General features: G+C 75.7%; 26 protein-coding genes and 1 pseudogene. 16 read left to right on the plus strand and 11 right to left on the minus strand.

Annotated elements, in window-relative coordinates:
* The 3 genes from F8274_RS08905 to F8274_RS08915 form a co-directional block, all read left to right on the plus strand.
* Positions 1 to 293: pentapeptide repeat-containing protein (locus F8274_RS08905; RefSeq protein ID WP_151461807.1), on the plus strand; the 293-nt coding region annotated here is incomplete at its 5' end.
* 113 nt (positions 294 to 406) lie between these two features.
* A complete protein-coding gene (locus F8274_RS08910; RefSeq protein ID WP_151461808.1) occupies positions 407 to 643 on the plus strand; it encodes a preprotein translocase YidC in 237 nt (78 codons plus the stop codon).
* Between the two features lie 36 nt (positions 644 to 679).
* Positions 680 to 940 (plus strand): hypothetical protein, encoded by a 261-nt coding sequence (locus F8274_RS08915; protein WP_151461809.1) that lies wholly within the window; start codon positions 680 to 682, stop codon positions 938 to 940.
* Positions 941 to 953: 13 nt separating this feature from the next.
* Here F8274_RS08915 and F8274_RS08920 read toward each other — a convergent pair whose 3' ends face one another.
* From F8274_RS08920 to rnhA, 3 genes are all read right to left on the minus strand, one after another.
* On the minus strand, positions 954 to 1,190 hold the full coding sequence (locus F8274_RS08920; protein WP_370518207.1) for a ferredoxin: 237 nt from the start codon (positions 1,188 to 1,190) through the stop codon (positions 954 to 956).
* Positions 1,187 to 2,410 carry a cytochrome P450 gene (locus F8274_RS08925; RefSeq protein WP_151461810.1) on the minus strand — a complete coding sequence of 408 codons (1,224 nt, stop codon included), beginning with the start codon at positions 2,408 to 2,410 and terminating at the stop codon, positions 1,187 to 1,189. Before F8274_RS08925 ends, F8274_RS08920 begins: the two co-directional genes overlap by 4 nt.
* A gap of 86 nt (positions 2,411 to 2,496) precedes the next feature.
* Entirely contained in the window at positions 2,497 to 2,973 is a 477-nt protein-coding gene (gene rnhA, locus F8274_RS08930) for a ribonuclease HI (protein WP_151461811.1), read from the minus strand.
* Positions 2,974 to 3,089: 116 nt separating this feature from the next.
* Here rnhA and F8274_RS08935 point away from each other — a divergent pair, with 116 nt between their 5' ends.
* Positions 3,090 to 4,202: a serine hydrolase gene (locus F8274_RS08935; protein ID WP_225853679.1), complete on the plus strand. Its 1,113-nt coding sequence runs from the start codon at positions 3,090 to 3,092 to the stop codon at positions 4,200 to 4,202.
* A gap of 63 nt (positions 4,203 to 4,265) precedes the next feature.
* Here the strand turns inward: F8274_RS08935 and F8274_RS08940 are convergent, their stop codons facing one another.
* A complete protein-coding gene (locus F8274_RS08940; protein ID WP_151461851.1) occupies positions 4,266 to 5,525 on the minus strand; it encodes a lycopene cyclase family protein in 1,260 nt (419 codons plus the stop codon).
* Positions 5,526 to 5,613: 88 nt separating this feature from the next.
* Between F8274_RS08940 and F8274_RS08945 the strand changes: the two genes are divergently transcribed.
* Positions 5,614 to 6,678 (plus strand): Gfo/Idh/MocA family oxidoreductase, encoded by a 1,065-nt coding sequence (locus F8274_RS08945; protein ID WP_151461813.1) that lies wholly within the window; start codon positions 5,614 to 5,616, stop codon positions 6,676 to 6,678.
* A gap of 10 nt (positions 6,679 to 6,688) precedes the next feature.
* Here F8274_RS08945 and F8274_RS08950 read toward each other — a convergent pair whose 3' ends face one another.
* Positions 6,689 to 7,954, minus strand: coding sequence for an MFS transporter (locus F8274_RS08950; RefSeq protein WP_225853680.1), 1,266 nt, complete (start codon positions 7,952 to 7,954; stop codon positions 6,689 to 6,691).
* Between the two features lie 96 nt (positions 7,955 to 8,050).
* On the opposite strand from F8274_RS08950, the pseudogene F8274_RS08955 reads away from it, so the two are divergent.
* Positions 8,051 to 8,657 (plus strand): annotated as a pseudogene (locus tag F8274_RS08955) (sodium:solute symporter); the annotation flags it as partial.
* 238 nt (positions 8,658 to 8,895) lie between these two features.
* Positions 8,896 to 9,720 carry a metalloregulator ArsR/SmtB family transcription factor gene (locus F8274_RS08960; protein ID WP_151461814.1) on the plus strand — a complete coding sequence of 275 codons (825 nt, stop codon included), beginning with the start codon at positions 8,896 to 8,898 and terminating at the stop codon, positions 9,718 to 9,720.
* Between the two features lie 48 nt (positions 9,721 to 9,768).
* Here the strand turns inward: F8274_RS08960 and F8274_RS08965 are convergent, their stop codons facing one another.
* Positions 9,769 to 10,191: a DUF6069 family protein gene (locus tag F8274_RS08965; protein ID WP_151461815.1), complete on the minus strand. Its 423-nt coding sequence runs from the start codon at positions 10,189 to 10,191 to the stop codon at positions 9,769 to 9,771.
* Positions 10,192 to 10,362: 171 nt separating this feature from the next.
* On the opposite strand from F8274_RS08965, the gene F8274_RS08970 reads away from it, so the two are divergent.
* The 5 genes from F8274_RS08970 to F8274_RS08990 all read left to right on the plus strand — a co-directional run bounded on the left by F8274_RS08970 (position 10,363) and on the right by F8274_RS08990 (position 14,846).
* The gene (locus F8274_RS08970; RefSeq protein ID WP_151461816.1) at positions 10,363 to 11,466 is read left to right on the plus strand and encodes a sensor histidine kinase; all 1,104 of its coding nucleotides are present in this window, start codon (positions 10,363 to 10,365) and stop codon (positions 11,464 to 11,466) included.
* Positions 11,463 to 12,131, plus strand: coding sequence for a response regulator transcription factor (locus F8274_RS08975; protein WP_151461817.1), 669 nt, complete (start codon positions 11,463 to 11,465; stop codon positions 12,129 to 12,131). Before F8274_RS08970 ends, F8274_RS08975 begins: the two co-directional genes overlap by 4 nt.
* Before the next feature lie 305 nt (positions 12,132 to 12,436).
* Entirely contained in the window at positions 12,437 to 12,922 is a 486-nt protein-coding gene (locus F8274_RS08980; RefSeq protein ID WP_151461818.1) for a hypothetical protein, read from the plus strand.
* A gap of 85 nt (positions 12,923 to 13,007) precedes the next feature.
* A complete protein-coding gene (locus F8274_RS08985) occupies positions 13,008 to 13,658 on the plus strand; it encodes a class F sortase (protein ID WP_151461819.1) in 651 nt (216 codons plus the stop codon).
* Positions 13,659 to 13,733: 75 nt separating this feature from the next.
* Complete coding sequence (locus F8274_RS08990) at positions 13,734 to 14,846, plus strand: magnesium and cobalt transport protein CorA (protein WP_151461820.1); 1,113 nt, start codon at positions 13,734 to 13,736, stop codon at positions 14,844 to 14,846.
* A 6-nt stretch (positions 14,847 to 14,852) separates the two neighbouring features.
* Here the strand turns inward: F8274_RS08990 and F8274_RS08995 are convergent, their stop codons facing one another.
* Positions 14,853 to 15,851 (minus strand): phosphotransferase family protein, encoded by a 999-nt coding sequence (locus F8274_RS08995; RefSeq protein ID WP_151461821.1) that lies wholly within the window; start codon positions 15,849 to 15,851, stop codon positions 14,853 to 14,855.
* Between the two features lie 80 nt (positions 15,852 to 15,931).
* On the opposite strand from F8274_RS08995, the gene F8274_RS09000 reads away from it, so the two are divergent.
* A complete protein-coding gene (locus F8274_RS09000) occupies positions 15,932 to 16,708 on the plus strand; it encodes an SGNH/GDSL hydrolase family protein (protein ID WP_151461822.1) in 777 nt (258 codons plus the stop codon).
* A 148-nt stretch (positions 16,709 to 16,856) separates the two neighbouring features.
* The gene (locus F8274_RS09005) at positions 16,857 to 18,332 is read left to right on the plus strand and encodes a PhoX family phosphatase (protein WP_151461823.1); all 1,476 of its coding nucleotides are present in this window, start codon (positions 16,857 to 16,859) and stop codon (positions 18,330 to 18,332) included.
* 67 nt (positions 18,333 to 18,399) lie between these two features.
* Here F8274_RS09005 and F8274_RS09010 read toward each other — a convergent pair whose 3' ends face one another.
* Positions 18,400 to 19,017: a DsbA family protein gene (locus F8274_RS09010; RefSeq protein ID WP_151461824.1), complete on the minus strand. Its 618-nt coding sequence runs from the start codon at positions 19,015 to 19,017 to the stop codon at positions 18,400 to 18,402.
* Positions 19,018 to 19,269: 252 nt separating this feature from the next.
* Between F8274_RS09010 and F8274_RS31185 the strand changes: the two genes are divergently transcribed.
* Positions 19,270 to 19,791 carry a histone gene (locus F8274_RS31185; RefSeq protein ID WP_192579760.1) on the plus strand — a complete coding sequence of 174 codons (522 nt, stop codon included), beginning with the start codon at positions 19,270 to 19,272 and terminating at the stop codon, positions 19,789 to 19,791.
* Positions 19,792 to 19,812: 21 nt separating this feature from the next.
* Positions 19,813 to 20,232, plus strand: a complete 420-nt coding sequence (locus tag F8274_RS09020; protein WP_151461825.1) for a YchJ family protein — start codon at positions 19,813 to 19,815, stop codon at positions 20,230 to 20,232.
* A 43-nt stretch (positions 20,233 to 20,275) separates the two neighbouring features.
* Here the strand turns inward: F8274_RS09020 and F8274_RS09025 are convergent, their stop codons facing one another.
* The 3 genes from F8274_RS09025 to F8274_RS09035 are packed head-to-tail and all read right to left on the minus strand — an operon-like array spanning position 20,276 to position 23,017.
* Entirely contained in the window at positions 20,276 to 20,821 is a 546-nt protein-coding gene (locus F8274_RS09025) for a gluconokinase (RefSeq protein WP_151461826.1), read from the minus strand.
* Positions 20,811 to 22,040 (minus strand): D-mannonate dehydratase ManD, encoded by a 1,230-nt coding sequence (manD, locus tag F8274_RS09030; RefSeq protein WP_151461827.1) that lies wholly within the window; start codon positions 22,038 to 22,040, stop codon positions 20,811 to 20,813. The genes F8274_RS09025 and manD overlap by 11 nt, the downstream gene beginning before the upstream one ends.
* 23 nt (positions 22,041 to 22,063) lie before the next feature.
* Complete coding sequence (locus tag F8274_RS09035; RefSeq protein ID WP_151461828.1) at positions 22,064 to 23,017, minus strand: sugar kinase; 954 nt, start codon at positions 23,015 to 23,017, stop codon at positions 22,064 to 22,066.
* Positions 23,018 to 23,021: the final 4 nt, after the last annotated feature.

Here is a 23,021-nt window from a genome sequence, read left to right on the forward strand (position 1 = left end):
GCGCGGACCTGCGCGGGGCCGACCTCGGCGCGGCCGACCTCACGGGGGCCGACCTGCGCGGGGCGGACCTGCGCGGCGCCGACCTGGGCGACTGCCTGTTCGTGCACCAGTCCCAGCTCGACGCGGCCCGCGGCGACCACCGCACGGTCCTGCCGCGCGGCCTGCGCCGACCGGCGCACTGGTCGCTGACCGTCACCCCGGCCGGGTCGCCCGGGGCCACGCCACCGTCCGGCGGGCGGTCGGGAGGTGGGCGCCCGACGGGCGGCCGCTCCGCGGGCCGGCGCCGCCGCTGACGACACCGCGGGCGGCGGAAGAGCACGGCCGGGTTTCGCGGCGACCGCCCCGGGTAGGCGGCGTCACCGCGCGACGGATGGGAGGCGGACCGGTGAAGCACGAGACACGGCCGGTGAAATACGAGACACGGCAGGGCAGGCAGCCGGTCGATCCGGCGCACGCCGAGGACGAGGTCGGCCAGGCCCGGCTGGTCCAGGTGGAGGCGGACACCGACGTGCCGGCGCCGGAGCCGGGCGCGCCGAAACCGGACGAGGTGACCGAGGACGACGGTTCCGGCGTGGCCGGTGGGGCGTCGGGCAGCAGCTCCGGCGGCTCCTCGATGCCGACCCACCCGGACGCGGCCCGCTGAGCGTTTGTCCCCGCCCCCGATGGGCAGGAGTGCCACATGACGAGTGAAGAGTCCTTCGGCCGCGCCGCCACCGACGAGCCCGACGGCGCGACCGCGTACGAGGCGTCGTTGCGCCCGCCGGGCGAGTCCCTGCACAGCACCGACGACACCGGCGACGACTTCGCCGACCTGCCGGCCGAGGATCGTCGCTCCGCCCGGGAGGTCAGCCGCGCCGGCTACGACGTGGCCGACGTCTCCGGCACCGCCGACCCGGCGAACGAGCCGGAGGAGATCGAGGAGGGCCGCCCGGAGCGCTGAGCGGACCGGCGCCTCACGATGTCGAGGAGCGCTCCGGCACCGGCCGGGGCGCCACGCTGATCGCCCCGGCCGGGCAGAGCTCCACGGCGAGGCGCACCCGGTCGGCCGCGTCGGCGGGCGGTTCGGCCCGGCGCAGCAGCACGAGGCCGTCCGCGTCATCCTGGTCGAACACCTCCGGCGCGGTCACCACGCAGTTGCCGGCCCCGCAACACCGGTCCCGGTCCACCCGGACCCGCACGGCCCCGCTCACCAGGTCACCGGCAGCGCGTCGAGGCCGTAGACGACCGAGCTGTCCCGGGTCGGCAGCCGCCCGGCGGTGGCGGCCGGCCGCAGCCGCGGGAACCGGCGGGCCAGCTCCACGAGCGCGATCCGCAGCTCCGCGCGGGCGAGGGGCTGGCCGATGCACTGGTGCACCCCGAAGCCGAACGCGACGTGCTGCTGCGCCGCCCGGTAGGGGTCGAACTCGTCCGGCCGGTCGAAGGCGGTCCGATCCCGGTTGGCCAGGGACAGCACCGCGATCGCGCCCTCCCCGGCCCGGATCAGCCGCCCGCCGATCTCGACGTCCTCGGTGGCCAGGCGGGGCAGGCCGGTGCGCACGATGCTGAGGTAGCGCAGCAGCTCGTCGACCAGGCCCTCGGCGTGCCCGGTGTCGTCCCGCAGCGCGGCGTACCGGGCGGGGTGGCGCAGCAGCAGCAGGGTGCTCAGGCCGATCATGTTGGCGGTCGTCTCGTGGCCGGCGATGAGCAGCAGCACCGCCATGCCGACCAGTTCGTCGAGGGCCAGCTCCCCGGTGTCGACCCGGTCCCGGGCCAGCCGGCTGAGCAGGTCGTCGGCGCGCTCCCCGGTGGCCACCTTCGCCTCGACCAGCCGGTGCAGGTAGTCGCGCAGCTCCCGCACGTGTCGCTGGACCCGTTCCGGCGGGGCGTCCCGGTCGATGAGCGTCCGGCTGCGCTCCTGGAAGAAGTCGTGGTCGGCGTAGGGGACGCCGAGCAGGTGGCAGATCACCATCGACGGCACCGGCAGGGCGACGTGCGTGACCAGGTCGGCGGGCGGGCCGGCGGCGTGCAGGCCGTCCAGCGCCCGGTCGACGGTCTGCCGGATCAGCGGCTCGATCCGCCGCACGTTCCTGATCATGAATTCGGCGGTGAGCATCCGGCGCAGCCGGGTGTGCTCGACGCCGTCCATCCGGATGAACCCGCCCCGGCGGTCGCCGAACGCGCCGGGCGGGATCCGGCGCAGCAGCGGGAAGCCGGGCCGGGTCAGGTCCGCGCTGAAGCCGGGGTGGCGCAGCATCTGCCTGACGTCGGCGTGCCGGGTCACCAGCCAGGCCGTGGCGTCGGTGGGAAGCCGCACCCGGGTGACCGGACCGGCGAACCGCCGACGCTCCCCCGCGTCCAGCGGGACGAGCGGATCACGGTCGAGGTTGATCGGCGGCCAGAGCGGCAGGTCGGTGAGGGCGGCAACGGTCACGCGGACACCTCCGGGAGGGCGACTGTCCGTGATGGCATCGATCCGCTACGTTACCCATCGACCGGGGTCGACACAACCCGCCCGGGTCAGCGGGCGGCCACCGCCGTGGCCCGCGCCTCGGTCATCCCCCGGTTCGCCAGCGCGTCGGCACGCTCGTTCTCCGGGTGCCCGTTGTGGCCCTTCACCCAGAGCCAGGTCACGTCGTGCCGGGCGCAGGCCGCCTCCAGGCGCTGCCACAGGTCGGCGTTCTTCACCGGCTGCTTCGCGGCGGTCAGCCAGCCGTTGCGTTTCCAGGAGGCCAGCCAGCTCGTGATGCCGTTGCGCACGTACGTGCTGTCGGTGTGCAGGCGCACGGTGACCGGGCGGGTGAGGCTCTCCAGCGCCTGGATCGCGGCGGTCAGCTCCATCCGGTTGTTGGTGGTCGGGGTGGCCTCGCCGCCGCACAGCTCGCGCTCGTGCCCGCCCCAGCGCAGCAGCACACCCCACCCGCCGGGGCCCGGGTTGCCGCTGCACGCACCGTCGGTCCAGATCTCCACGACCCCGCCGGTCGCCGCCTCCACCATGCCGGCAACCTACCCGGTACGTCCCGGCGCGGGACCACCCGACCCGCCGGCCGGCCGCCGACCGGCGGCGGAAAACCGCACGACACCCGCGCGGCGGTCTGGCAGGGTCGCTGATCATGGACGGGCGCTGGGACGGCCTGCGGGCCGAGGTACGCGAGGCAGTCGACGACCTGGTCACCTCCGGGCGGGAGGCGGGCGTGCAGGTGGCCGCGTACCTGGCCGGCGCGCCGATCGTCGAGGAGCAGGCCGGGCTGGCCGACACCACCACCGGCCGGCCGCTGACCGCCGACACCCCGGTGCACGCCGTGTCCACCGGCAAGGGGCTCACCGCCACCGTCGTGCACGTGCTCGCCGAGCGGGGTCGGCTCGACTACGACCTGCGCATCGCCGAGGTGTGGCCGGAGTTCGCCCGGCACGACAAGGACGGCATCACGCTGCGGCACGCCCTCACCCACACCGCCGGGCTGCCCACCCTTCCCCCCGACATCACCCCGGCGGACTTCACCGACTGGGACCGGATGTGCGGGCTGCTCGCCGACGCGCAGCCCCGGTGGGCGCCCGGCGAACGGCTGGCGTACCACGCCTGGACGTGGGGCTGGCTGGTCGGCGAGGTGGTCCGGCGGGTCACCGGCACGCCGGTCTCGCAGGTGCTGGCCGAGGAGGTGGCCGGGCCGCTCGGGGTGACCGGCGAGCTGTTCCTCGGCGTGCCGGAGGCCGACCTGCCCCGGCTGGCCCGGCTGGAGGACGCCGGCCTGGCCGCCCTCATGACCTGGGCGGGCGCCAACCTGCCCCACTTCGACGCGGTGGCCCCACCGCACGTCCGCCCGGACGCCACGACCGGCAGCCGCCCCGACGTGCTGCGCGCCGACGTGCCCGCGGTCGGCACGATGTCGGCCCGCGCGGTCGCCCGGATGTACGCGGCGCTGCTCGGCCCGGTCGACGGGGTCCGGCTCATCGCACCGGAACGCCTCCGGGAGGTCTCCGCCGTGGCGGTCCGCGCCGAGGAGTGGGTCTTCGGGCAGGAGACGACGTTCGGCCTCGGCTACGCGGTCGACGCCGACGGGTCGTTCGGCACGGCCGGCAGCGGCGGCAGCCTGGCGTTCGCGTACCCGGAGCTGGGGTTGACCGTGGTGGCGGTGCGCAACCGGCTCGGCGCCGGCGACGGCGACCCCATGGAGCGGCTGCGGGTGCTGGTTCGCGACCGGGTCGCCGCGGAACTCCGCCGCTGACCGCTGTCGACACCGGCGGTCGCCGTTCGTGTGCGGGTGCAGGGCCGGGCAGCGGGCCGGCCGCTACGAGCCGGCCTGACCGGCGCCCCGCGGTCCGGCCGCCGGCCCGGGGGTGGCGGCCGGGCCGCGGCCCCACCGGGCGCGCAGCCGGCCGGCCGCGTCGCCGAGCACCGCGCCGGTCATCGGCAGCAGCGGGCTGGACCGCATCACCGCCAGGTCCTCGGCCGGCGAGGTGGCCCCGTCGAGGAAACGCAGCACCCGCTCCGGCGGGTTCCGGTCGAACAGCCGCTCGAAGAACGCCACCCCGCCGACGTGCCCCCGGTCCAGGGCGCGCAGCGCCACCGCGTCCATCCACCGGTGCCGCCCCGGGTAGGCGGGCGCCGGCACCGGCGGCCGGCCCGCCGCCAGGGCCCCGGCCACCTGCTCGGCCTGCCGGAGCATCGCGGAGAACGTGAAGCCCGTGGACGGGCGGGTGGCGCCGCCCGCGGTGCCGAGCCGGACCACCCGCGGCGAGGGACGGGGCACGAACGGGCCGTCCGTCATCGGGATCACCCCGTTCTCCACCTCCCGCACCCGCAGCGCGGACAGGTCCAGGCCGAGCAGGCCGGCGTACCCGCGCAGCGCCGCGTCGTAGCCCGCGTCGGTGAGCACGGCCGGGCCGAACTCGGTGTACTCGACCAGGGCATACCGGTCGTCGACCGGCAGCACGTAGCCGAAGGAGACGCCGCGGGCGGGCTGCGGGGTGCGGAAGTCCATGAGCACCGCCCGGCCCGGGTCGAAGGTGGGCCCGTCGGCCGCCAGCCACCACCCGCGGAAGTGCTGCAACCAGCTCGTCCGACCGGGCCGGGCCGGCGGGCGGGGCCGGGAGTCGAGCACCCAACCGGCCCGGACCAGCGGCCGCCCCTCCGGATCGTGGACGGTCACCCGGTGACCGTCGTCGGCCAGCGCCCCGGCCGGCGCGCCGATCCGCACGGCGTCCAGCCGCCGCTCGGCCGCGGCAGCCCGGTCGTAGACCGGGGCGGAGCGGAGCATGGCGTACCTCAGCGGGGTGAGCGGCAGGACCCGGCGGCCGGCGGGCGTGACCACGTCGACCCGCGACCAGCTCGCGCTCAGCAGCGGGTCCAGGTCGCCGCCCGGGGCGCCCCAGAACGCCCAGGTGCGGTCCTGGCCGCGCTTGCGCACCGGGTCGACCACGGCGACCCGCAGGCCGGTCACGTCGTGGCGGGCCAGGGCGGCCAGCACCAGGGAGGCGGCGCCGCCGCCGCCGACCAGCGCGACGTCGACCTCGACCGGCGTTGGGTGCACCCGCCCACGCTGCCACACCCGCAGGTGGGCCGCCGCCCGGGACCCGCCGTCCCGGGCCGGACGCGCCGCGTAGATTCGCAGGGGATCATCGAGGACGGGGGACGGCATGGCGCAGGCGCCGCTGCGGGTGGGGTTGCTGGGGTACGGGATCGCCGGGCGGGTGTTCCACGCCCCGCTGGTCGCCGCCACACCCGGCCTACGGCTGGACGCGGTGGTGACGCGGGACCCGGAGCGCCGCGCGCAGGTAAAGGCCGAGCACCCGGACGCCCGGGTCCTCGACGACACCGACCAGCTCTGGCAGGGCGACACGGTCGACCTCATCGTGGTGGCCACGCCGAACCGGCAGCACGTGCCGATGGCCCGGGCCGCCGTGGCGGCCGGGCTGCCGGTGGTGGTGGACAAGCCGCTCGCGCCGACCGCCGCCGAGGGGCGGGCGCTGGTCGCGGAGGCGGCCGCCGCCGGGGTGCCGCTGACCGCGTTCCAGAACCGCCGCTGGGACGGTGACTTCCTGACCGTGCGGCGGCTCGTCGAGGCCGGCGAGCTGGGCCGGGTGACCCGCTTCGAGTCCCGGTTCGAGCGGTGGCGGCCGGCCATCAAGCCCGGCTGGCGGGAGAGCGCCGCGCCCGGCGAGGCCGGTGGCGCCCTGTTCGACCTCGGCGCCCACCTGGTCGACCAGGCGGTGCGGCTGTTCGGCCCGGTGCGGCGGGTCTACGCCGAGGTGGACCGGCGCCGACCGGGCGCCGAGGTGGACGACGACGCGTTCGTCGCGCTCACCCACACCAACGGCGTCCACTCCCACCTGTGGATGAGCGCGCTGACCGCCCAGCTCGGCCCGCGCTTCCGGGTGCTCGGCGACCGGGCCGCGTACACCACGTACGGGCTGGACCCGCAGGAGGCGGCGCTGCGCGACGGCGGCCGGCCCGGCACGCCGGGCTGGGGCGAGGTCGACCCCGAGGCGTACGGCCGGCTCGGCGCCGACGGCGACCTGCGGGCGGTGCCCACCGAGGCGGGCCGCTACCAGGACTTCTACACGCAGCTGGCGGCGGCATTGCGGGACGGCGCGCCGCTGCCGGTGGACCCGGCGGACTCGGTCGGGGTGGTCGAGCTGATCGAGCTGGCGCACCAGGCGGCGGCGCAGGGCGTCACCCTCCCGGTGCCGCCGCTGCCCTGAGCGCGGACCCTCACGCGACGGTCGCCGGGGTGTCCCGGCCCTCCGGGGCCGGGTCGGCGTAGGCGGCGGCCACCGTGGCCCGGTCGAACACCCGCCAGGTCGCGGCGATCACCCCGACGGCGACCACGAGCCCCACCCAGTAGGGCGCCGTGATCCCGTACCGGTCGGCGACCACCCCGCCGAGCAACGCGCCGACGCAGTTGCCGCCCGCCGCGATGAACAGCGTGGTGCTGCCCACCCGGCCCATCAGCGCGGGCGGGGTGAGTCGCTGGCGCAGCGAGTTGGCCACGATGTTCCACAGCGCGCCGTGCACCCCGAAGGCGAACAGCGCCACCCCGACCACCACGGCGCTGCGCGAGGCCGCCAGGGCCAGGTGCAGGCCCGCCTCGATCAGCAGGCCCACCCGGACGGTCCAGGTGGCCGTGATGGCGGCGACCAGCCGGTCGCCGACGGCCGAGCCGAGCAGCCCGCCCACCGCCATGCAGGTGAACAGCGCGCCGTAGCCGACCGAGCCGAGGCCGAGCCGGTCGGTGGCGAGCAGCACGAGCACCGCCAGGGCGGCCGTCAGAGTGACGTTGAGCAGCCCGATGAGCAGGGTCATGGTGCGCAGCAGGCGGTGGGACAGCAACCAGCGGAAGCCCTCGGCGACCTCCGCGCGGACCGAGCGGCGCCCGCCCGCCCCCGGCGAGCCCCGGTACGACCCGGCGAGCAGGCCGACGAGGACGGCGCTGAGCGCGTACGTGCCGGCGTTCACGGCGAACGGGATGGCCGCGGCCACCACGAAGAGGAAGCCGCCGAGCGGCCCGGCGACCATGTTCTGCATGATCTGGGTGCCCCCGCCCAGCCAGCCGTTGGCCCGCTCCAGGCGGGACCGGGGCACCACCGCCGGCACGACCGCCTGGGCGGCGGTGCGGAACACCACCTCACCGGTGTTGACCACGAACAGCACCGCGTAGAGCAGCGGCACCCCGGCCCGATCGGTGACCAGCGCGGCGGCCAGCACGGCCAGCACGGCGACGCGCACCCAGTCGATGACCACCATGAGCCGGCGCCGGTCCACCCGGTCGACCAGCACCCCGCCCGGCAGCGCGAACAGCAGCCACGGCAGCCAGGCCACCGCGGCGCCGGCCGAGACGGTCAGCGGATCGTCGGTCCGCGAGGCCACGTAGAGCGGGGCGGCCACCGTGGCCATGCCGCTGCCCAGCGCCGACATGGTGCTGGCCGTCCAGAGCCGGGCGAAGCGCCCGTCCAGCCGATCCCCCGCGATGCCCGTCACGGCGAGCGAACCTACCAGCCCCCGGAGCGTCACCCCGACCGGATTTTCCCGGTCGTGGTCGGGATGAAAAGATCAACCATGCCCGTCACGAACCCCTTCGCCGCGATCGGGATCGGCGCCCTGGTGCCGGCGGCGATCATGTCGATCGCGGGGGCGAACCTGTTCACCCGCAACATCTACAAGGAATATCTGCGGCGCGACGCCTCCCCGGCGCAGGAGGCGAACGTCTCGAAGATCACCTCGCTGGTGGTAAAGGTCGGCGCGGTGGCCTGCATCGTCTTCCTCGACCCGCAGTTCTCCATCGACCTCCAGCTCATCGGCGGGGTCATCATCCTGCAGACGCTGCCCGCAGTGGCGCTGGGCCTCTACACCCGCTGGTTCCACCGGGGCGCGCTGATCGCCGGGTGGGTCGCCGGGATGGGCCTGGGCATGTGGATGCTCTATCAGATCCCGGGTGCGAACGGCCGGCAGCACTTCGGCGGCTCGGCTTTCTCCCTCGGCGGTCTACGTCGGCTTTGTGGCCGTACTGGTGAACCTGCTGGTCGCGATGCTGGGCACGCTGATTCTCCGGGCCGCGAAGGTGACCGACGGCACCGACGGCACGACCGCCGACGACTACCACGCCGACGCGGGCGACAGCCGGCTCGTCCCCGCAGCCCGTACCGAGACCGGCGCGGGCGCCGCCCCCGAACCGGTCGCCTGACCAGATGGCGGGCCCCCTCCCCGACCGCCACCGCCGGTCGGGCGGGGGGCCCCGCCCTGCATCCGGGCACCACGTCATGCGTCAACGTCAGTGCAACGGCGTAGCCGGCCGACCACTGCACACCTTCTAGGGCGTCCTAGGAGGCTAGCTCCTTGGTCAGCGCTGGACAGGCAACCATGGGGCTGCGTATTCTGACGACAGGCAGCCGGACGGTTGCCTGTCGCGGAAAGGACGACGGATGGACGACGTGTTCCGGGCGCTGGCCGATACGAGCCGGCGCCGGTTGCTCGACCGCCTCAACGCCCGCAACGGACAGAGCCTGCGCGAGCTGTGCGCCGGGCTCGACATGACCCGACAGTCGGTGAGCAAGCACCTCGCGGTGCTGGAGGCGGCCGGCCTCGTCACCACCACGCGACGCGGCCGGGAGAAGCTGCACCACCTCAACGCCGCCCCGATCAACGCCGTCGCGGACCGGTGGATCGGCCGGTACGACCGCGCCCGGGCACAGGCCCTCGCCGACCTGCAGACAGCATTGGAGGGGCAGCCCATGACGCGCCCGACGTTCGTCTACACCACCTACATCCGCACCACACCGGAGCGGCTCTGGACGGCGCTCACCGCGCCCGAGTTCACCCGCCGCTACTGGGGCGGCGTCACCCTGGTCTCCGACTGGCGGCCCGGCTCGCCGCTGCTCTGGCAGGACTCCCCCGACGCCGAGCCCAGGGACCTCGGGCAGCGGGTGCTGGAGGCCGAGCCCTACCGGCGGCTCGCGTACACCTGGCACGGCTTCCAGCCGGAGCACGCCGCGCACTTCGGCTGGTCCGACGAGGAGTTGGCCGCCCGGCTCGGCGAGCGTCGCTCGAAGGTCGCCTTCGACCTCGCCCCGCACGGCGAGACGGTCCGGCTGACCGTGACGCACGACGACTTCTCGCCCGACAGCGAGATGCACCGGGCCATCAGCGGCCAGCTCGACGGCAGCGGCGGCTGGCCGGAGCTGCTGGCCAGCCTCAAGAGCCTGCTGGAGACCGGCGCGCCGCTGCCGGAGCCGGTCGCGGCCGACTGAGCGGGCCGGAGCCGCCCACCCCCGTGGCGGCGGCTCCGGCCCGGCACCTCAGCGCCGGGCGGTGCGCCGCAGCAGCGGCACGAGCACGGCGGCGGCCACCAGGTGCAGGGCGACCAGGGTCAGGGTCGCGGCGGCGCCCACTCCCCCGCCCAGCGGGCCGAGCAGCGACAGCAGCAGCACCAGCCCGGCCGCGCCCGTCCAGACGGCCCGCGCCCGGGCGGTGAACCGCTCCAGCAGAGCCAGCAGCGCCCACGCCGCCAGGCCGGCGAGCAGGGTGCTGGCCCCGACCGCGACGGCGGTCACGGACTGCTCGGTCCCGCCGTTGCTTACGACGGGGTCCACCCCGGCAACGGGGACGGCGGCGACCCACACCACCAGGGTGGCGGCGGTGGCGGCGAGCACCGCCAGGGCCCGGTCGCGGCGGCGCGCCGGAAGGGCGGCGGTGACGGCGGGGGTGGTCGTGGTGTCCATGGGTGTACCTCCATCAGCGGGATCGGTCACCAGGGACGCTAGGCCCGCACCGGGCTCCCGCGGATCGCGCCGCGGACCGGTTCGCCCCTCCCTCCCGGGGACCAGATCCGGCTCGGTTCTCCGTCTGGCGACCGATGATTCCGAGCGGGTGCGCGGCCTAGCATCCGGGGCGTGAACTGCCCGCCCCGCTCCCGTTCCCTGCTGCTGCTCGACGGCGGCATCGCCGCCGTGATGCTCGCCGTCGCCCTGACCGTCCTGCTCGCCCCGGGCACCCCCCCGACCTCGGCGGGCGGGACCGCCGCCGCGGTCGGCCTCGCCGCCACGCAGGCCAGCTGTCTGCTGTGGATCCGCCGGCGACCGGGGTACGCGCTCGCGGTGGCCGCCCTCGCCGGTGTCGGGTTGTGGGCGCTCTGCCCTCCGCTCGGCTGGCTCGGCCTGGTCACCGTGCCGCTGGCGTATGTCGCCCGGCTCCGCCCACCCCGGTTCTCGCTGGTCGCGCTGGGGCTGCTGCTCCTCCCGACGCCGTGGCAGCTGCTCACCGGGGGCTGGCGGGACCTGCTGTTCGCGGTGACCGCGCTGGGTCTCGGCTGGGCCCTCGGCGAGCTGCAGCGGGGGCACTTCCACCGCCGCCGCGACCGGCAGCGGGAGGTGCTCACCCGGGAGCGGGAACGGATCTCCCGCGAGCTGCACGACGTGGTGGCCCACCACGTGGCGGTCATCGCCGTGCAGGCCGCCGCGGCCGAGGACGTCTTCGACACGCACCCGGAGCGGGCCCGCGCCGCGCTCGGCGCGATCAACGCGGCGGCCCGGTCCGCGCTCACCGAGTTGCGGGCGATGCTGCACGCGCTGGCCGCCGACGACGGCGCTGATCCGGACGGGCCGCAGCCCGGGCTGGCGCAGCTCGACGCCCTCGCCGACGCCGTCCGGGCGGTGGGCTTGGAGGTGACGATGGACCGGGACGCCGGCGCCGAGGACCTGCCCGGCGGGGTGCAGCTGTCGGCGTACCGGATCGTGCAGGAGTCGCTGACCAACGCGTTGCGGCACAGCCACGCCACCCGGGCCGACGTCAGCGTCCGCTACGGCGACGGTGTGCTGAGCCTGGCGGTGGTCGACGACGGCACGGTGCCGCCGCGTCGCCCCGGCGCGGGCGGGGGCCGGGGCATCGTCGGCATGCGCGAGCGGGCCCGGCTGCTGGGCGGCACGCTGGAGGCCGGGCCGCTGCCCGCCGGCGGGTTCCGCGTCGCGGCCCGGCTGCCGGTGGGAGCAACGCGATGAACGTCCGCGTGGTCGTCGCCGACGACCAGGACCTGATCCGCGCCGGGCTCGCGATGGTCCTCGACGCCCGGCCCGACCTGACCGTGGTCGGCGAGGCCGCCGACGGGGTCGAGGCGGTGGCGGTGGCCAACCGGACCCGGCCCGACGTGGTGCTCATGGACGTGCGGATGCCGCGGCAGGACGGCATCGCCGCCACCCGCGAGCTGGTGTCCGGCGGCAACCCGGCGCGGGTGGTCATGCTCACCACCTTCGACCTCGACGAGCACGTGTACGCCGCGCTGCGCGCCGGCGCGAGCGCCTTCCTGCTCAAGGACACCCGCCCGGCCGATCTGGCCGAGGCGGTGCGGGTGGTGGCCCGGGGCGAGGCGCTGCTGGCGCCCACGGTGACCCGCCGTCTGCTCGACCGGTTCGCCGACCGGCTGCCCGGCGCGCCCGCCGACCGGGGGCGGCTCGCCGCGCTCACCGCCCGCGAGGTGGAGGTGCTGACGCTCGCCGCGCGCGCACTGTCCAATGCGGAGATCGCCGAACGGTTGTTCCTGAGCACCGCCACCGTGAAGACGCACGTCTCCGCCGTCCTCACCAAACTCGGCCTGCGCGACCGGATCCAGGCGGTGGTCTTCGCCTACGACGTGGGCCTGGTCCGCCCCGAGCCACCGACCCGCTGACGTCGCCCCAGGCCGGGCCGAAGCACCGCAGGCGGGGTCGAACCGGACAGACGCGGCGGCGCCGTCGGGACGGGACGTTCCACGCAGGCCGGGACGAGCCGCGTCGCCCGGTTGCCCGTGCTGGGCGGGCATGTCCGTCGCACCGGGGAGCGACCGGGAACACGTGACGGCAGCGAAGATTTCTCAATTACGCCGAGTGACCGCCGCAACCCTCCTAGTGTTGGCCACACCGGTGCTAGTCACGGAGTTGGCCACCCGAACGACGTCCCACGCAGACAGCGGACGAAAAGTGAGGGAAGACGCGGATGAAGGCAAAGACAGTTCTCGGATCGGCGGCGGTCGGCGTGGGCCTCGGCACACTGCTGCTCCCGGCCGCCGCCCTCGCGGACACCACCGTCTCACCGGCCACCACCCCGGTCGGCGGGACCGTCGTGCTCACCACGACGTGCAACCCGAAGGCGGGCGACGCGCTCTTCCGCGTCACCGGTCCGAACCGGGACCAGAACGTCAGATCCACGACCGCCGCGGCGGGCGGCGGGCTGAGCGCCGAACTCTTCACCGCCGGGTTCACCCTCGGCACGTACACGGTCACCGCCACCTGCGGCGACGGCAGCAACGGCGGCACGGCCACCTTCACCGTCACCCCGATCGGCGGCGCGCAGGCCGGGGCCGGCGGCCGGGACGGCGACACCGGCGTGCTGGCCGCGGGCGGCGCGCTGGCCGCCGCAGCGGTCGCCGGCGGGACGTACGTGCTGGTGCGCCGCCGCCGGCGCGCGACCACCGTCGCCTGACGGCCCGCCACACCATCCCTGAGCGGGTGCCCGCGCCGGTCTGACCGGCGCGGGCACCGCGTCCACCCCGGACGGAGGTGGGACCCTGTCGTCGCAGCGCCACCGGACGGGCGGACCGTCGAGAGCCCGCACCGCCGTCATCGTCGCCGCCGTCACCCTCGCCGGCGCCACCGGCGCCGGGCTGGTCGCCGCCGGCCTCGGCACCACCTCGCACCCGCCGCCCCAGCCGGGCGCCTCGGCCGCGCCGACCGCCGAGCGCTCCGGGGCGGCCGGCCCGGTGCTCCCCCGCTCGGAGCCGCTCCGCGTCGCCATTCCCGGCATCGGCGTCGACGCCGACATCGTTCCGGTCGCCACGGACTCCAACGGCGCGCTGGAGGTGCCGCCGCTGGAACATCCGGAGATCGCCGGCTGGTACCGCCGCGGCCCCACGCCCGGCGAGGCCGGTAACGCCGTGCTGGTCGGGCACGTCGACTCGCTGCGCGGCCCGGCGGTCTTCTTCGACCTCGGCCGGCTGCGCCCCGGCGACACCGTCGAGGTCACCCGGGCCGACGGGCGGGTCGCGGTGTTCACCGTGGACGGCGTCGGGGCGTACCCGAAGGAGCGCTTCCCCACCGAGCGGGTGTACGGCGGCGGCGCCGAGGCCCGGCTGCGGCTCATCACCTGCGGCGGCCGGTTCGACCCGCGCACCGGCAGCTACCCGGACAACATCGTGGTCTTCGCCACCGCCGCCCGCTGACGCGGGCCGGACACCGCCGCGGGGCCGGCAGGCCGTACGGTAGGCCGTCAGTTCCTCGGCGGGCGGAGGTGCGCGGTGGGCCGGTCGGCGACACGGACCCGGTGGGGCGGGCGGCTGCTGCCCGGCCTCCTGACCCGCCTGCTCGGCCGCGCCGACGAGGCGGCCGGGCCGGCGCCGCGCCGCGCCAACCCGGACGCGGTGGTGGACTGCGCGATCTACGTGGCCGGCCGGCGGGAGCCGGGCCGGCCGCACTACGCCGACGCGTACGACCGGGCTCGCGGCACCCGGCGGGCGTTCGTCTGGCTGGGGCTGCACGAGCCGGGCGCGGCCGTGATGGCCGCGGTCGGGCGGACCTTCGGGCTGGACGAGCTGGCCGTGGCGCAGGCGCTCGCCGACGGGCACCGGCCCACCGTCCAGCGGCACGGCGACGTGACGCTGCTGGTGCTGCGCACGGCCGGCTATGTGGAGCACGCCGAGCTGACCGCCACCTCCGAGGTGATCGACACCGGCGACGTGATGGTGTTCCTCGGCGACCGGTTCGCGGTCACCGTCCGGCACGGCGCGACGGGCGCGCTGACCCCGGTGCGGGAGGACGTGCAGCGCCGGCCGGGGCTGCTCGCCGAGGGACCGTGGGCGGTGGCCTACGCGGTCTGCGCCCGGATGGTCGACCTCTACCTGGAGGTCGCCGGGCACCTGGAACGGGACCTGGAACGCGTCGAGGAGAGCGTCTTCGCCCCCGACCGGGACGCCGACATCCAGCACATCTACCAGCTCAAGCGGGAGGTGGTGGAGTTCAAGCGGGCGGTGCTGCCGTTGCAGGCGCCGCTGCGCGCGCTGCTGGAGCAGCGGGGCGAGGGCCCGCCGCCGGCGCTGCACCGCTGGTTCGCCGACGTGGAGAGCCGGCTCACCCGGGCGGTGGACCGCATCGGCTCGTACGACGAGCTGCTCAACTCGATCCTCCAGTCCCGGCTGGCGCAGCTCGCCGTCGAGCAGAACAACGACATGCGCAAGATCGCGGCATGGGCGGCGATCGCCGCGACGCAGACCGCGGTGGCCGGCGTCTACGGGATGAACTTCGCGCACATGCCGGAGCTGGGCTGGCGCTACGGCTACGCGGGGGCGCTGCTGCTCATGGCGACGGCCGCGGTCACCCTGCACCGGCTGTTCCGGCGCTCCGGCTGGCTCTGAGGAGGATCAGGGCCCGTCCAGGTCGGACAGTTCGGCGTCGACAAGCTCGGCGAGGCGAGCCACCCGCCACGGGTCGGACTCGGCCGTGATGCCCCGGCTGGGCATCTCCACGGTCATCAGCAGGTAGAGGTGCAGCCGGTAGAGCCCGAGCCGGCGGCGCGCCCCGGCGTCCAGCGGGAACGGCGCGGCCGCCCGGTAGGCGCGCACGAGCGGGTCGTCCGGCTCGTCCTCGGCGCGCCGGAACAGCAGCGGCGACACGAGGTCCAGCAGCGGGTCGCCCCAGAGGTGGCGCTCACCGTCGACCAGCCCGCTGAGCCGGGGTGTCCCGTCGGGGCCGTCCAGGGCGAGGACGTTGCCGGCCCAGCCGTCGAAGTGCAGCAGCGCCGGGCGGCGTACCGCGTCCAGGACGTCGGCGTGCCGGTCGACCAGCTCGCGGATGCGGGACGCCGGGACGGGCAACGGCACCGCCCAGTCGGCCGCGTCGGCCAGCAGGTCGTCGAGCATGGCCGTGTACGCGCCGCGCCAGGTGGGCGCGGCGGCCCGGCCACCGTCGTAGCCGAAATGGTCGCCGGTGACGGCGTGCAGGGCGGCGAGGGCGCGGCCGAACTCGGCCCGGACCGGGGCCACCTCGGCGCCGGCCTGCGTCAGGTCCCACAGGGTGCGGCCGGGCAGCAGGCCGGTGAGCAGCCAGTCGCCGAGCACCGGATCGCAGCCGTGGTGCAGCAGGGGCGGCACGGGCACGGCGGGCGCCCGCGCGGCGACCAGCCGCAGGTAGCGCGCCTCCGCCCCGATCATGTCCCGCTCGTAGCGCAGCAGCGGGACGTGCGGCGGCGGCCCGACCTTGAGCACCACGGCCCGCCCGTCGTCCAGATGCACCCACCAGACGGCCGCGAACCCGCCGCCGGTCAGCGGCCCGCAGCCGGTCACGCCGGCCGCGGAGCCGAGGGAGGCGGCCACGTAACGCCGGACCTGATCCGGGTCGAGGCGGCGCTGGGTCGGGCTCATGTCCCGCACCACGCTAGCGGCCGCGGCCTGCCGACGCTGTCCCCGGAACCGCCCGCCGCGGGTTTCGTAGGCTGGCGCGCATGATGTGGCGGCGGTACGTGGCGATCGGCGACAGCACCACCGAGGGCCTGGACGACCCGGACGGGGCGGGCGGCTACCGGGGCTGGGCCGACCGGTTCGCCCTGGCGGTGGCGCGCGCGCAGGGCGGCCTCGAATACGCCAACCTCGCCATCCGCGGCCGCACCACCGCGCTGATCCGGAGCGAGCAGCTGCCGGTGGCGCTGGAGCTGGCGCCCGACCTGGCGACCGTGGTGGCCGGCATGAACGACGTGCTGCGACCGTCGTTCGACGCCGACCGGGTGGTCGAGGACGTGCGCGCCATGCAACGGGCGCTGGTTGGCCAGGGCGCCACGGTGCTCACCTTCACCCTGCCCGACCCGGCGCCCGTGATGCCGCTGGCCCGCCCGCTGCGCGGTCGGGTGCTGGCGCTCAACGAGGCGGTCCGGGCGGCCACCGCGGAGACCGGCGCCACCCTGCTCGACCTGGGCGCGCACGCGGTGGCCTCGGATCCCCGGCTGTGGAGCGACGACCGGCTGCACGCCAACACGGCCGGCCACGAGCGGATCGCCGCGGCGCTCGCGCACACGGCCGGCCTGCCCGGGTACGACGACTCGTGGTCGCACCCGCTGCCGGTCGCCGCCCGCCTGCCCCGGCACCAGGCGGTCCGCGCCGAGCTGGCCTGGACCCGCCGGCACCTGCTGCCCTGGCTGGGCCGGCACCTGCGCGGGCGCTCCTCCGGCGACGACCGGGTGGCGAAGCGGCCGGTGCCGCTGCCGGTGGAGCTGCCGGCGTCCTGAGCAGCCCGGCCGCGCCGAGCTGCGGTCCTGAACCGCGCCCCGGCGGCCGTGCCGGAGGTTGCCATGCGGTGATCAGGTGACGAGGATTACTTCGAGGATCGGTCCCCGGCCTCGATGGACGCGGACCTGGCGACAAAGGAGTCCCCCGATGCCTGATCTCCACCGGCGCACCCTGCTGCGCGGCGCCGCCGCCGCGGCGGGCGGCGCCGTCCTCGGCGGCCCGTTCATCGGGTTCGTGGCACGCGGCGAGGCCGGCGCGGCCGGCCGGCGTCCGGCACCCGAACCGACCCTGGGGCCGGTGCCGGACCTGCGCGACGGCAAGGTCCGCCTGCACCTGCCCGACGGCTTCCAGTACCGCTCGTTCCACGACACCGAGTTCCCGGTCACGCTGGACGACGGCACGCGGCTGCCCGGCCGGCACGACGGCATGGGCGCCTTCCGCGGGCCGGACGGCACCGTCCGGTTGGTCCGCAACCACGAGGTGAACAATGCCGGCCCCGCCTTCGGCGACGCCGCCGCGGCGTACGACCCGATGGCGCAGGGCGGCACCACCACGGTCGAGGTCACCCGCCACGGCGAGGTCCGGCGCTCGTGGACCAGCCTGAACGGCACCATGATGAACTGCTCCGGCGGCCGGATGCCCTGGGGCAGCTGGATCACCTGCGAGGAGACGGTCAACGGGCCGGACGTCGGCCCGGACTTCACCGGCGCCTCCAACGTGCCGCTCACCCAGCCGCACGGCTTCATCTACGAGGTACCCGCGGGCGGGCAGTCGGACCGGGCGCCGATCACCGCCGCCGGCCGGTTCGCGCACGAGTCGGTGGCCTACGACCCGCGCGGCGGGCACCTCTACCTGACCGAGGACAACTTCGGTTTCCCGTCCGGGTTCTACCGGTACACGCCCCCGATGGACCCGATGAGGTCCGGCCGGCTGGCCGACGGGGGCCGGCTGCAGATGCTCGCGGTGCGCGGCCGCCGGAATCTGGACCTGGCCGCCGCACAGCGGCCGCACGCGACGTACCCGGTGCAGTGGGTGGACATCGACGACCCGGCGCCGCGGTTCCCGTACACCCCGGGCCAGGTCGCGCCGACGACGAACGACCAGGCGCTGACGTACGTGTCGCGGCAGGGCTGGGACCGGGGCGCCGCCTACTTCTCCCGGCTGGAGGGGTCGGCGTACGACGACGGCGTCGTCTACTTCACCGCCACCCAGGGCGGTGGCCCCGCGGAGACGTCGACCGGCCCCGTCGCCGACGGCTACGGCAATGGGCACGGCCAGGTGTGGGCGTACGACTGCCGGGCGCAGGTGCTGCGGTTGGTGTACGAGTCGCCCGGGCCCGATGTGCTGGACTTCCCGGACAACGTGACCACCAGCCCTCGCGGCACGCTGGTGGTCTGCGAGGACAACGTGGACGACAACTACGTGCGCGGCCTCACCCCGCGCGGCGAGTTGTTCGACATCGCGTTGAACCGGTTGGTCAGCAGCACCGGAGCGGACCGGTCCAACGACGAGTTCGCCGGCTCCACCTTCAGCCCGGACGGACACACCCTGTTCGTCAACATCCAGGCGAGCCGGGGCATGACGTTCGCGATCTGGGGTGACTGGTGCCGGATCGGGGTCTGAGACACCGGCCGCGGCGGGTGGGGTGTCCCGACCCGCCGCGGCCGGTCAGGCCGAGGCGCCACCGTCCTCAGCGCTCGATCGGCGGGCGGGTCCGCGCCCGCTTCAACTCGAAGAACCCGTCGGTGCCGGAGACCAGCAGCACCCCGTCCCAGAGCCGGCCGGCGTCCTCCCCGCGCGGGATGGGCGCCACCACCGGCCCGAAGAACGCGTTCACCCGCCCGTCGGCGCCGGTGACGTGGATGGTCGGCGTGCCGAGATCCTCGCCGACCGGGGTCAGCCCGGCCTGGTGGCTGGCCAGCAGGGCCGCGTCGTGCTCGGCGGTGTCCGCGGCGTCGGCCAGGTCGACGGGCAGGCCGACCTCGGTCAGCGCGGCCGCGTACAGCTCCCGGCCGATGGGGGCGCGCTCGTGGTGGATCCGCTCCCCCAGCGCCGTGTAGAGGTCGCGCAGCACCTCCGGGCCGCACTTCTGCGCGGCCGCGACGCAGACCCGGACCGGGCCGAGGCCCGGCTTCAGCCACTCCCGGTACCACTCCTCCAGATCCTCGCGTCCCTCGTTGAGCAGGGACAGGCTCATCACGTGGAAGCGGAGCCGGACGTCGCGGACCCGCTCCACCTCCAGAAGCCAGCGGGAGGCGTTCCAGGCCCACGGGCAGCGCGGGTCGAACCACATGTCGGCGGTGGTCATCGTCGTCTCGGTCCCTTCGCGGGTGTCGGTTGCCGAGTCGACGGTAGGCCGCGAAATGGCCCATCAGCAGAGCCAATCCACGTCCTGGTTCTTGGGCCGATCGATGTCCCCGCTGCCGCTGCCCAGCCGGGCGTGTTCCCGGGTTTGACCACCCGGCGCGGCGGGAAGACACGCGCGCCGCGCGGGCCGGCCGGCCCGGCGTCGTCGGACTGCAGCACGCGTCCGGGCCGCGGCGGACCGCGAGGAGGACAGATGGCCCAGGCGGCCACCAGACCGAGCAGCGCCAGGAAGGCCACCGGGGCCCGCAAGGCCCCGATGCCGAACAAGGCCGCGGCGAAGAAGGTCGCGACCGCCAGCAAGCGGGCGACCGGCGCCACCGCCGCCAAGACCCCCGGCGGCAAGCCGACCCCGACCACCGCGCGGGTGGCGCGGAAGAAGGCCACCTCGGCCAGCACCGCCACGCCCACCCGCAGGCCCACCGCCAAGGCGGTCGCCGCGAAGAAGGCCACCACGGCGGCGAAGAAGGCTCCGGCCACCAAGGCCGCCGCCAAGAAGGCGCCCGCCACGAAGGCCGCGGCGAAGAAGGCACCGGCCACGCGGACCACGGCGAAGAAGGCACCGGCCGCCAAGGGCACGGCCCGCGCGGCCACCGCCAGGAAGACCGCCGCCGGCGCCAAGGCCCGCCGGGTCGCCGCGACGCGCACGCCGGCGAAGAAGGCGACCACCATGGAGTCGTTCGGCAACCGGCGGGCGGCCCGGACGAGCGGCCGGTGAGCCGTCGGCGAGAATGACCGGGTGGCGAAACGCGGTGACCGCCGGAGCGCGGCCGACCCCACCGGTGGTCCCTGCCCGTGCGGCTCCGGCCTGCCGTACGCCGACTGCTGCGGCCCGGTCCACCGGGGCGTCGCCGCGGCGGCGACCGCCGAGGCGCTGATGCGCTCCCGGTACAGCGCCTTCGCGGTGGGCGACGCCGCGCACCTGTCGCGTACCTGGCACTCCACCACCCGGCCGGCCCGGCTGCGGCTGGGCCCGGGGACGCGGTGGACCCGGCTGGAGGTGCTCGACACCGACCGGGGCGGGTTGTTCGACACCGAGGGGACGGTCCGGTTCCGGGCGCACTACCGGGAGGCCGGCCGGCCCGGCACGGTGGCCGAGCACAGCCGGTTCGTCCGCGAGGACGGCCGCTGGGTCTACCTGGACGCCCTCCCCGACTGACCGACAGCCGGCGGGCCCGGCCCCGCCGGCCCGCGGACGCCCGTCAGGGGCCGGCGACCGCGGCCCGCACCGGCAGGCCCAGCCGGGTGACCGCCGCCCGGACCAGTTCGTCCGGCGGCGCCGCCACCTCCAGCACCACGCCGGACTCGTCCGGCCCCAGGGGCTCCAGGATGGCCCGCTGCGAGTCCAGCAGGCTGGCCGGCATGTAGTGCCCCACCCGCCGGTCCAGCCGGTCCCGGATCAGCTCGGCGGCCCCGTCCAGGTGCAGGAACTCCACGTCCGCCGGCCCCTGCCGCAGCACGTCCCGGTAGGCGCGCTTCAGCGCCGAGCAGGTCAGCACGGTCGAGACCCCCTCGGCGTGCCGGTCCGCCATCCACCCGGCCAGGGCGCGCAACCAGGGCCAGCGGTCCGCGTCGTCGAGCGGTACGCCGGCGCGCATCCGCGCCACGTTGGCGGCCGGGTGGAACTCGTCGGCCTCGGCGAACCGCAGGCCGGTCAGCTCGCTGATGCCCCGGGCCACCGTCGTCTTGCCCGCGCCGGACACGCCCATCACCACGACGTGCCGGGTGGGCGGCCGGTCACCAGTCATGGACGGTGCCGTCCTTGAGCCGGTTGAACGGCAGGTACGCCGGCTGGTACGGGAAGCGGGCCGCCGCCTCGGTGTCCAGCTCCACGCCGAGGCCGGGCTGGTCGCCCGGGTGCAGGTACCCGTCGGCGAAGCTGAACGACTGCCGGAACACCTCGTTGGTGAGCGGACCGTGCTGCATGTACTCCTGGATGCCGAAGTTGTGGATGGCCAGGTCCAGGTGCAGCGCGGCGGCCATGCCGACCGGCGAGATGTCGGTCGGGCCGTGGATGCCGGACTTGATCTGGTACTGGGCGGCGTAGTCGAGCAGCCGCCGCATCGCCGTGATGCCCCCGGTGTGGGTGACCGCGGACCGGACGTAGTCGATGAGCTGTTCGCGGATCAGCGTCTGGTAGTCCCACACCGTGTTGAAGACCTCGCCGATGGCCAGCGGGGTGGTGGTGTGCTGGCGGACCAGCCGCAGCGCCTCCTGGTTCTCCGCCGGGGTGCAGTCCTCCAGCCAGAACAGGTCGTACGGTTCGAGCGCCTTGCCCAGTTTAGCGGCCTGGATGGGGGTCATCCGGTGGTGGCCGTCGTGCAGCAGCGGCAGCTCCGGGCCGAACTCGTTGCGGACCGCCTCGAACACGGCGGGCAGGTGGCGCAGGTACGCGCGCGTGTCCCAGTCCTCCTCGGCGGGCAGCGGGATGCGCTGTGCGGGCTCGTAGTCGTACCGCTTGCCGTCGACGCTGGGCTGGGCGGCGACGCCGTACACGGCGTTGATGCCGGGCACCGCGGTCTGCACCCGGATGGACCGGAAGCCCAGCTCCAGGTGCGCGCGGATGGAGTCGAACAGCTCGGGCAGGTCCCGGCCGGACGCGTGCCCGTACGCCATGATCCCGGTCCGGGAGGCGCCGCCGAGGAGCTGGTAGAGCGGCATCCCGGCGGCCTTGGCCTTGATGTCCCAGAGCGCCACGTCGACGGCGGCGATGGCGGCCATGGTGACCGGCCCGCGCCGCCAGTAGGCCGACCGGTACAGGAACTGCCAGGTGTCCTCGATGCGGTGGGGGTCGCGCCCGATCAGCAGCGGGACGACGTGGTCGGCCAGGTAGGACGCGACGGCCAGTTCCCGGCCGTTGAGGGTGCCGTCGCCCAGCCCGGTGAACCCCTCGTCGGTGGTGATCCGGAGGGTGACGAAGTTGCGGTCGGGGCTGGAGACGATCACGTCCGCTGCGACGATCTTCACAGGGGTGCCTTTCTCGGGGTGGGTCAGCGAAGGGTGTCGCCGGTGTGCCGGGAGTCGAGGAGGGACAGCTCGTCCCGGCGCGGCAGGCTCTCCCAGTCGCCGGTTCCGGCGACGGCGAAGGCGCCGAGGGTGACCGCGCGGCGCAGCCGTCCGGCCAGGTCGAGGCCGTCGAGGTGGCCGGAGAGGTAGCCGGCCGTGAAGGCGTCCCCCGCGCCGACGGTGTCGACCGCCGTGACGGGCAGCGCCGCCGCGTCCCGGCGGCCGTCGGGGGTGTACGCCCGGGCGCCGTCGCCGCCGAGCTTCACGAGCACGGTCGACACGCCCCGCGCCAGCAGCCCGGCGACCACGGTCTCCTCGTCCGCGCCGGGCGCGCCGACCAGGTCCAGTTCGTCGGCCGAGGCGACGACGACCGAGGCGTGCCCGGCGAGCGGGGTGAGCACGGCCCGCGCGGCGTCCCGGGACCACAGCTTCGCCCGGTGGTTGACGTCCAGGCAGACCAGCGTCCCGGCCCGCGCGGCGGTCCCGGCCGCCCAGCCGGCGGCCTCCCGGGCGCTCGCGGACAGCGCCGGGGTGATCCCGGTCAGGTGCAGCACCCGGGCGCCGGCCGCCAGGGCGGGCCGCAGGTCGTCGACGCGCAGCGCCGACCCGGCCGAGCCGGCCCGCTGATAGAGCACCCGGGTCAGGTCGGCGGTGCGCCGCTCCAGGAACATGAGCCCGGCGGGGTGCTCGGGGTCGCGGACCACGTGGGTCACGTCGACGCCCTCGGCGCGGAGTTGGCGCAGCAGGAAGCCGCCCAGCTCGTCGTCGCTGACCCGGCCGGCGAAGGCGGCGCGGTGGCCGAGCCGGGCCAGCCCGATCGCCACGTTGGCCTCGGCGCCGGCCAGGTGCGGGGTGAGTGGGCCACCGGTCGTGAGCGGCCCGGCCGACCGCAGCGAGACCAGCGCCTCGCCGAGGGTGAGCACGTCCAGGCCGGTCATGGAA

Origin of the sequence: Micromonospora sp. AMSO31t (assembly GCF_008868175.1) — a bacterium.
Taxonomy (GTDB): domain Bacteria; phylum Actinomycetota; class Actinomycetes; order Mycobacteriales; family Micromonosporaceae; genus Micromonospora.

Bases quoted from the DNA above. Each gene is read 5' to 3' on its own strand.
- F8274_RS08915 (WP_151461809.1), top strand. From the start codon at position 680: ATGACGAGTGAAGAGTCCTTCGGCCGCGCCGCCACCGACGAGCCCGAC.
- F8274_RS09025 (WP_151461826.1), bottom strand. From the start codon at position 20,821: ATGACTGGTGACCGGCCGCCCACCCGGCACGTCGTGGTGATGGGCGTG.
- F8274_RS08960 (WP_151461814.1), top strand. From the start codon at position 8,896: ATGGACGACGTGTTCCGGGCGCTGGCCGATACGAGCCGGCGCCGGTTG.
- F8274_RS08975 (WP_151461817.1), top strand. From the start codon at position 11,463: ATGAACGTCCGCGTGGTCGTCGCCGACGACCAGGACCTGATCCGCGCC.
- F8274_RS31185 (WP_192579760.1), top strand. From the start codon at position 19,270: ATGGCCCAGGCGGCCACCAGACCGAGCAGCGCCAGGAAGGCCACCGGG.
- F8274_RS09005 (WP_151461823.1), top strand. From the start codon at position 16,857: ATGCCTGATCTCCACCGGCGCACCCTGCTGCGCGGCGCCGCCGCCGCG.
- F8274_RS09000 (WP_151461822.1), top strand. From the start codon at position 15,932: ATGATGTGGCGGCGGTACGTGGCGATCGGCGACAGCACCACCGAGGGC.
- F8274_RS08995 (WP_151461821.1), bottom strand. From the start codon at position 15,851: ATGAGCCCGACCCAGCGCCGCCTCGACCCGGATCAGGTCCGGCGTTAC.
- F8274_RS08935 (WP_225853679.1), top strand. From the start codon at position 3,090: ATGGACGGGCGCTGGGACGGCCTGCGGGCCGAGGTACGCGAGGCAGTC.
- F8274_RS08965 (WP_151461815.1), bottom strand. From the start codon at position 10,191: ATGGACACCACGACCACCCCCGCCGTCACCGCCGCCCTTCCGGCGCGC.
- F8274_RS09035 (WP_151461828.1), bottom strand. From the start codon at position 23,017: ATGACCGGCCTGGACGTGCTCACCCTCGGCGAGGCGCTGGTCTCGCTG.
- F8274_RS08945 (WP_151461813.1), top strand. From the start codon at position 5,614: ATGGCGCAGGCGCCGCTGCGGGTGGGGTTGCTGGGGTACGGGATCGCC.
- F8274_RS09010 (WP_151461824.1), bottom strand. From the start codon at position 19,017: ATGACCACCGCCGACATGTGGTTCGACCCGCGCTGCCCGTGGGCCTGG.
- F8274_RS08980 (WP_151461818.1), top strand. From the start codon at position 12,437: ATGAAGGCAAAGACAGTTCTCGGATCGGCGGCGGTCGGCGTGGGCCTC.
- rnhA (WP_151461811.1), bottom strand. From the start codon at position 2,973: ATGGTGGAGGCGGCGACCGGCGGGGTCGTGGAGATCTGGACCGACGGT.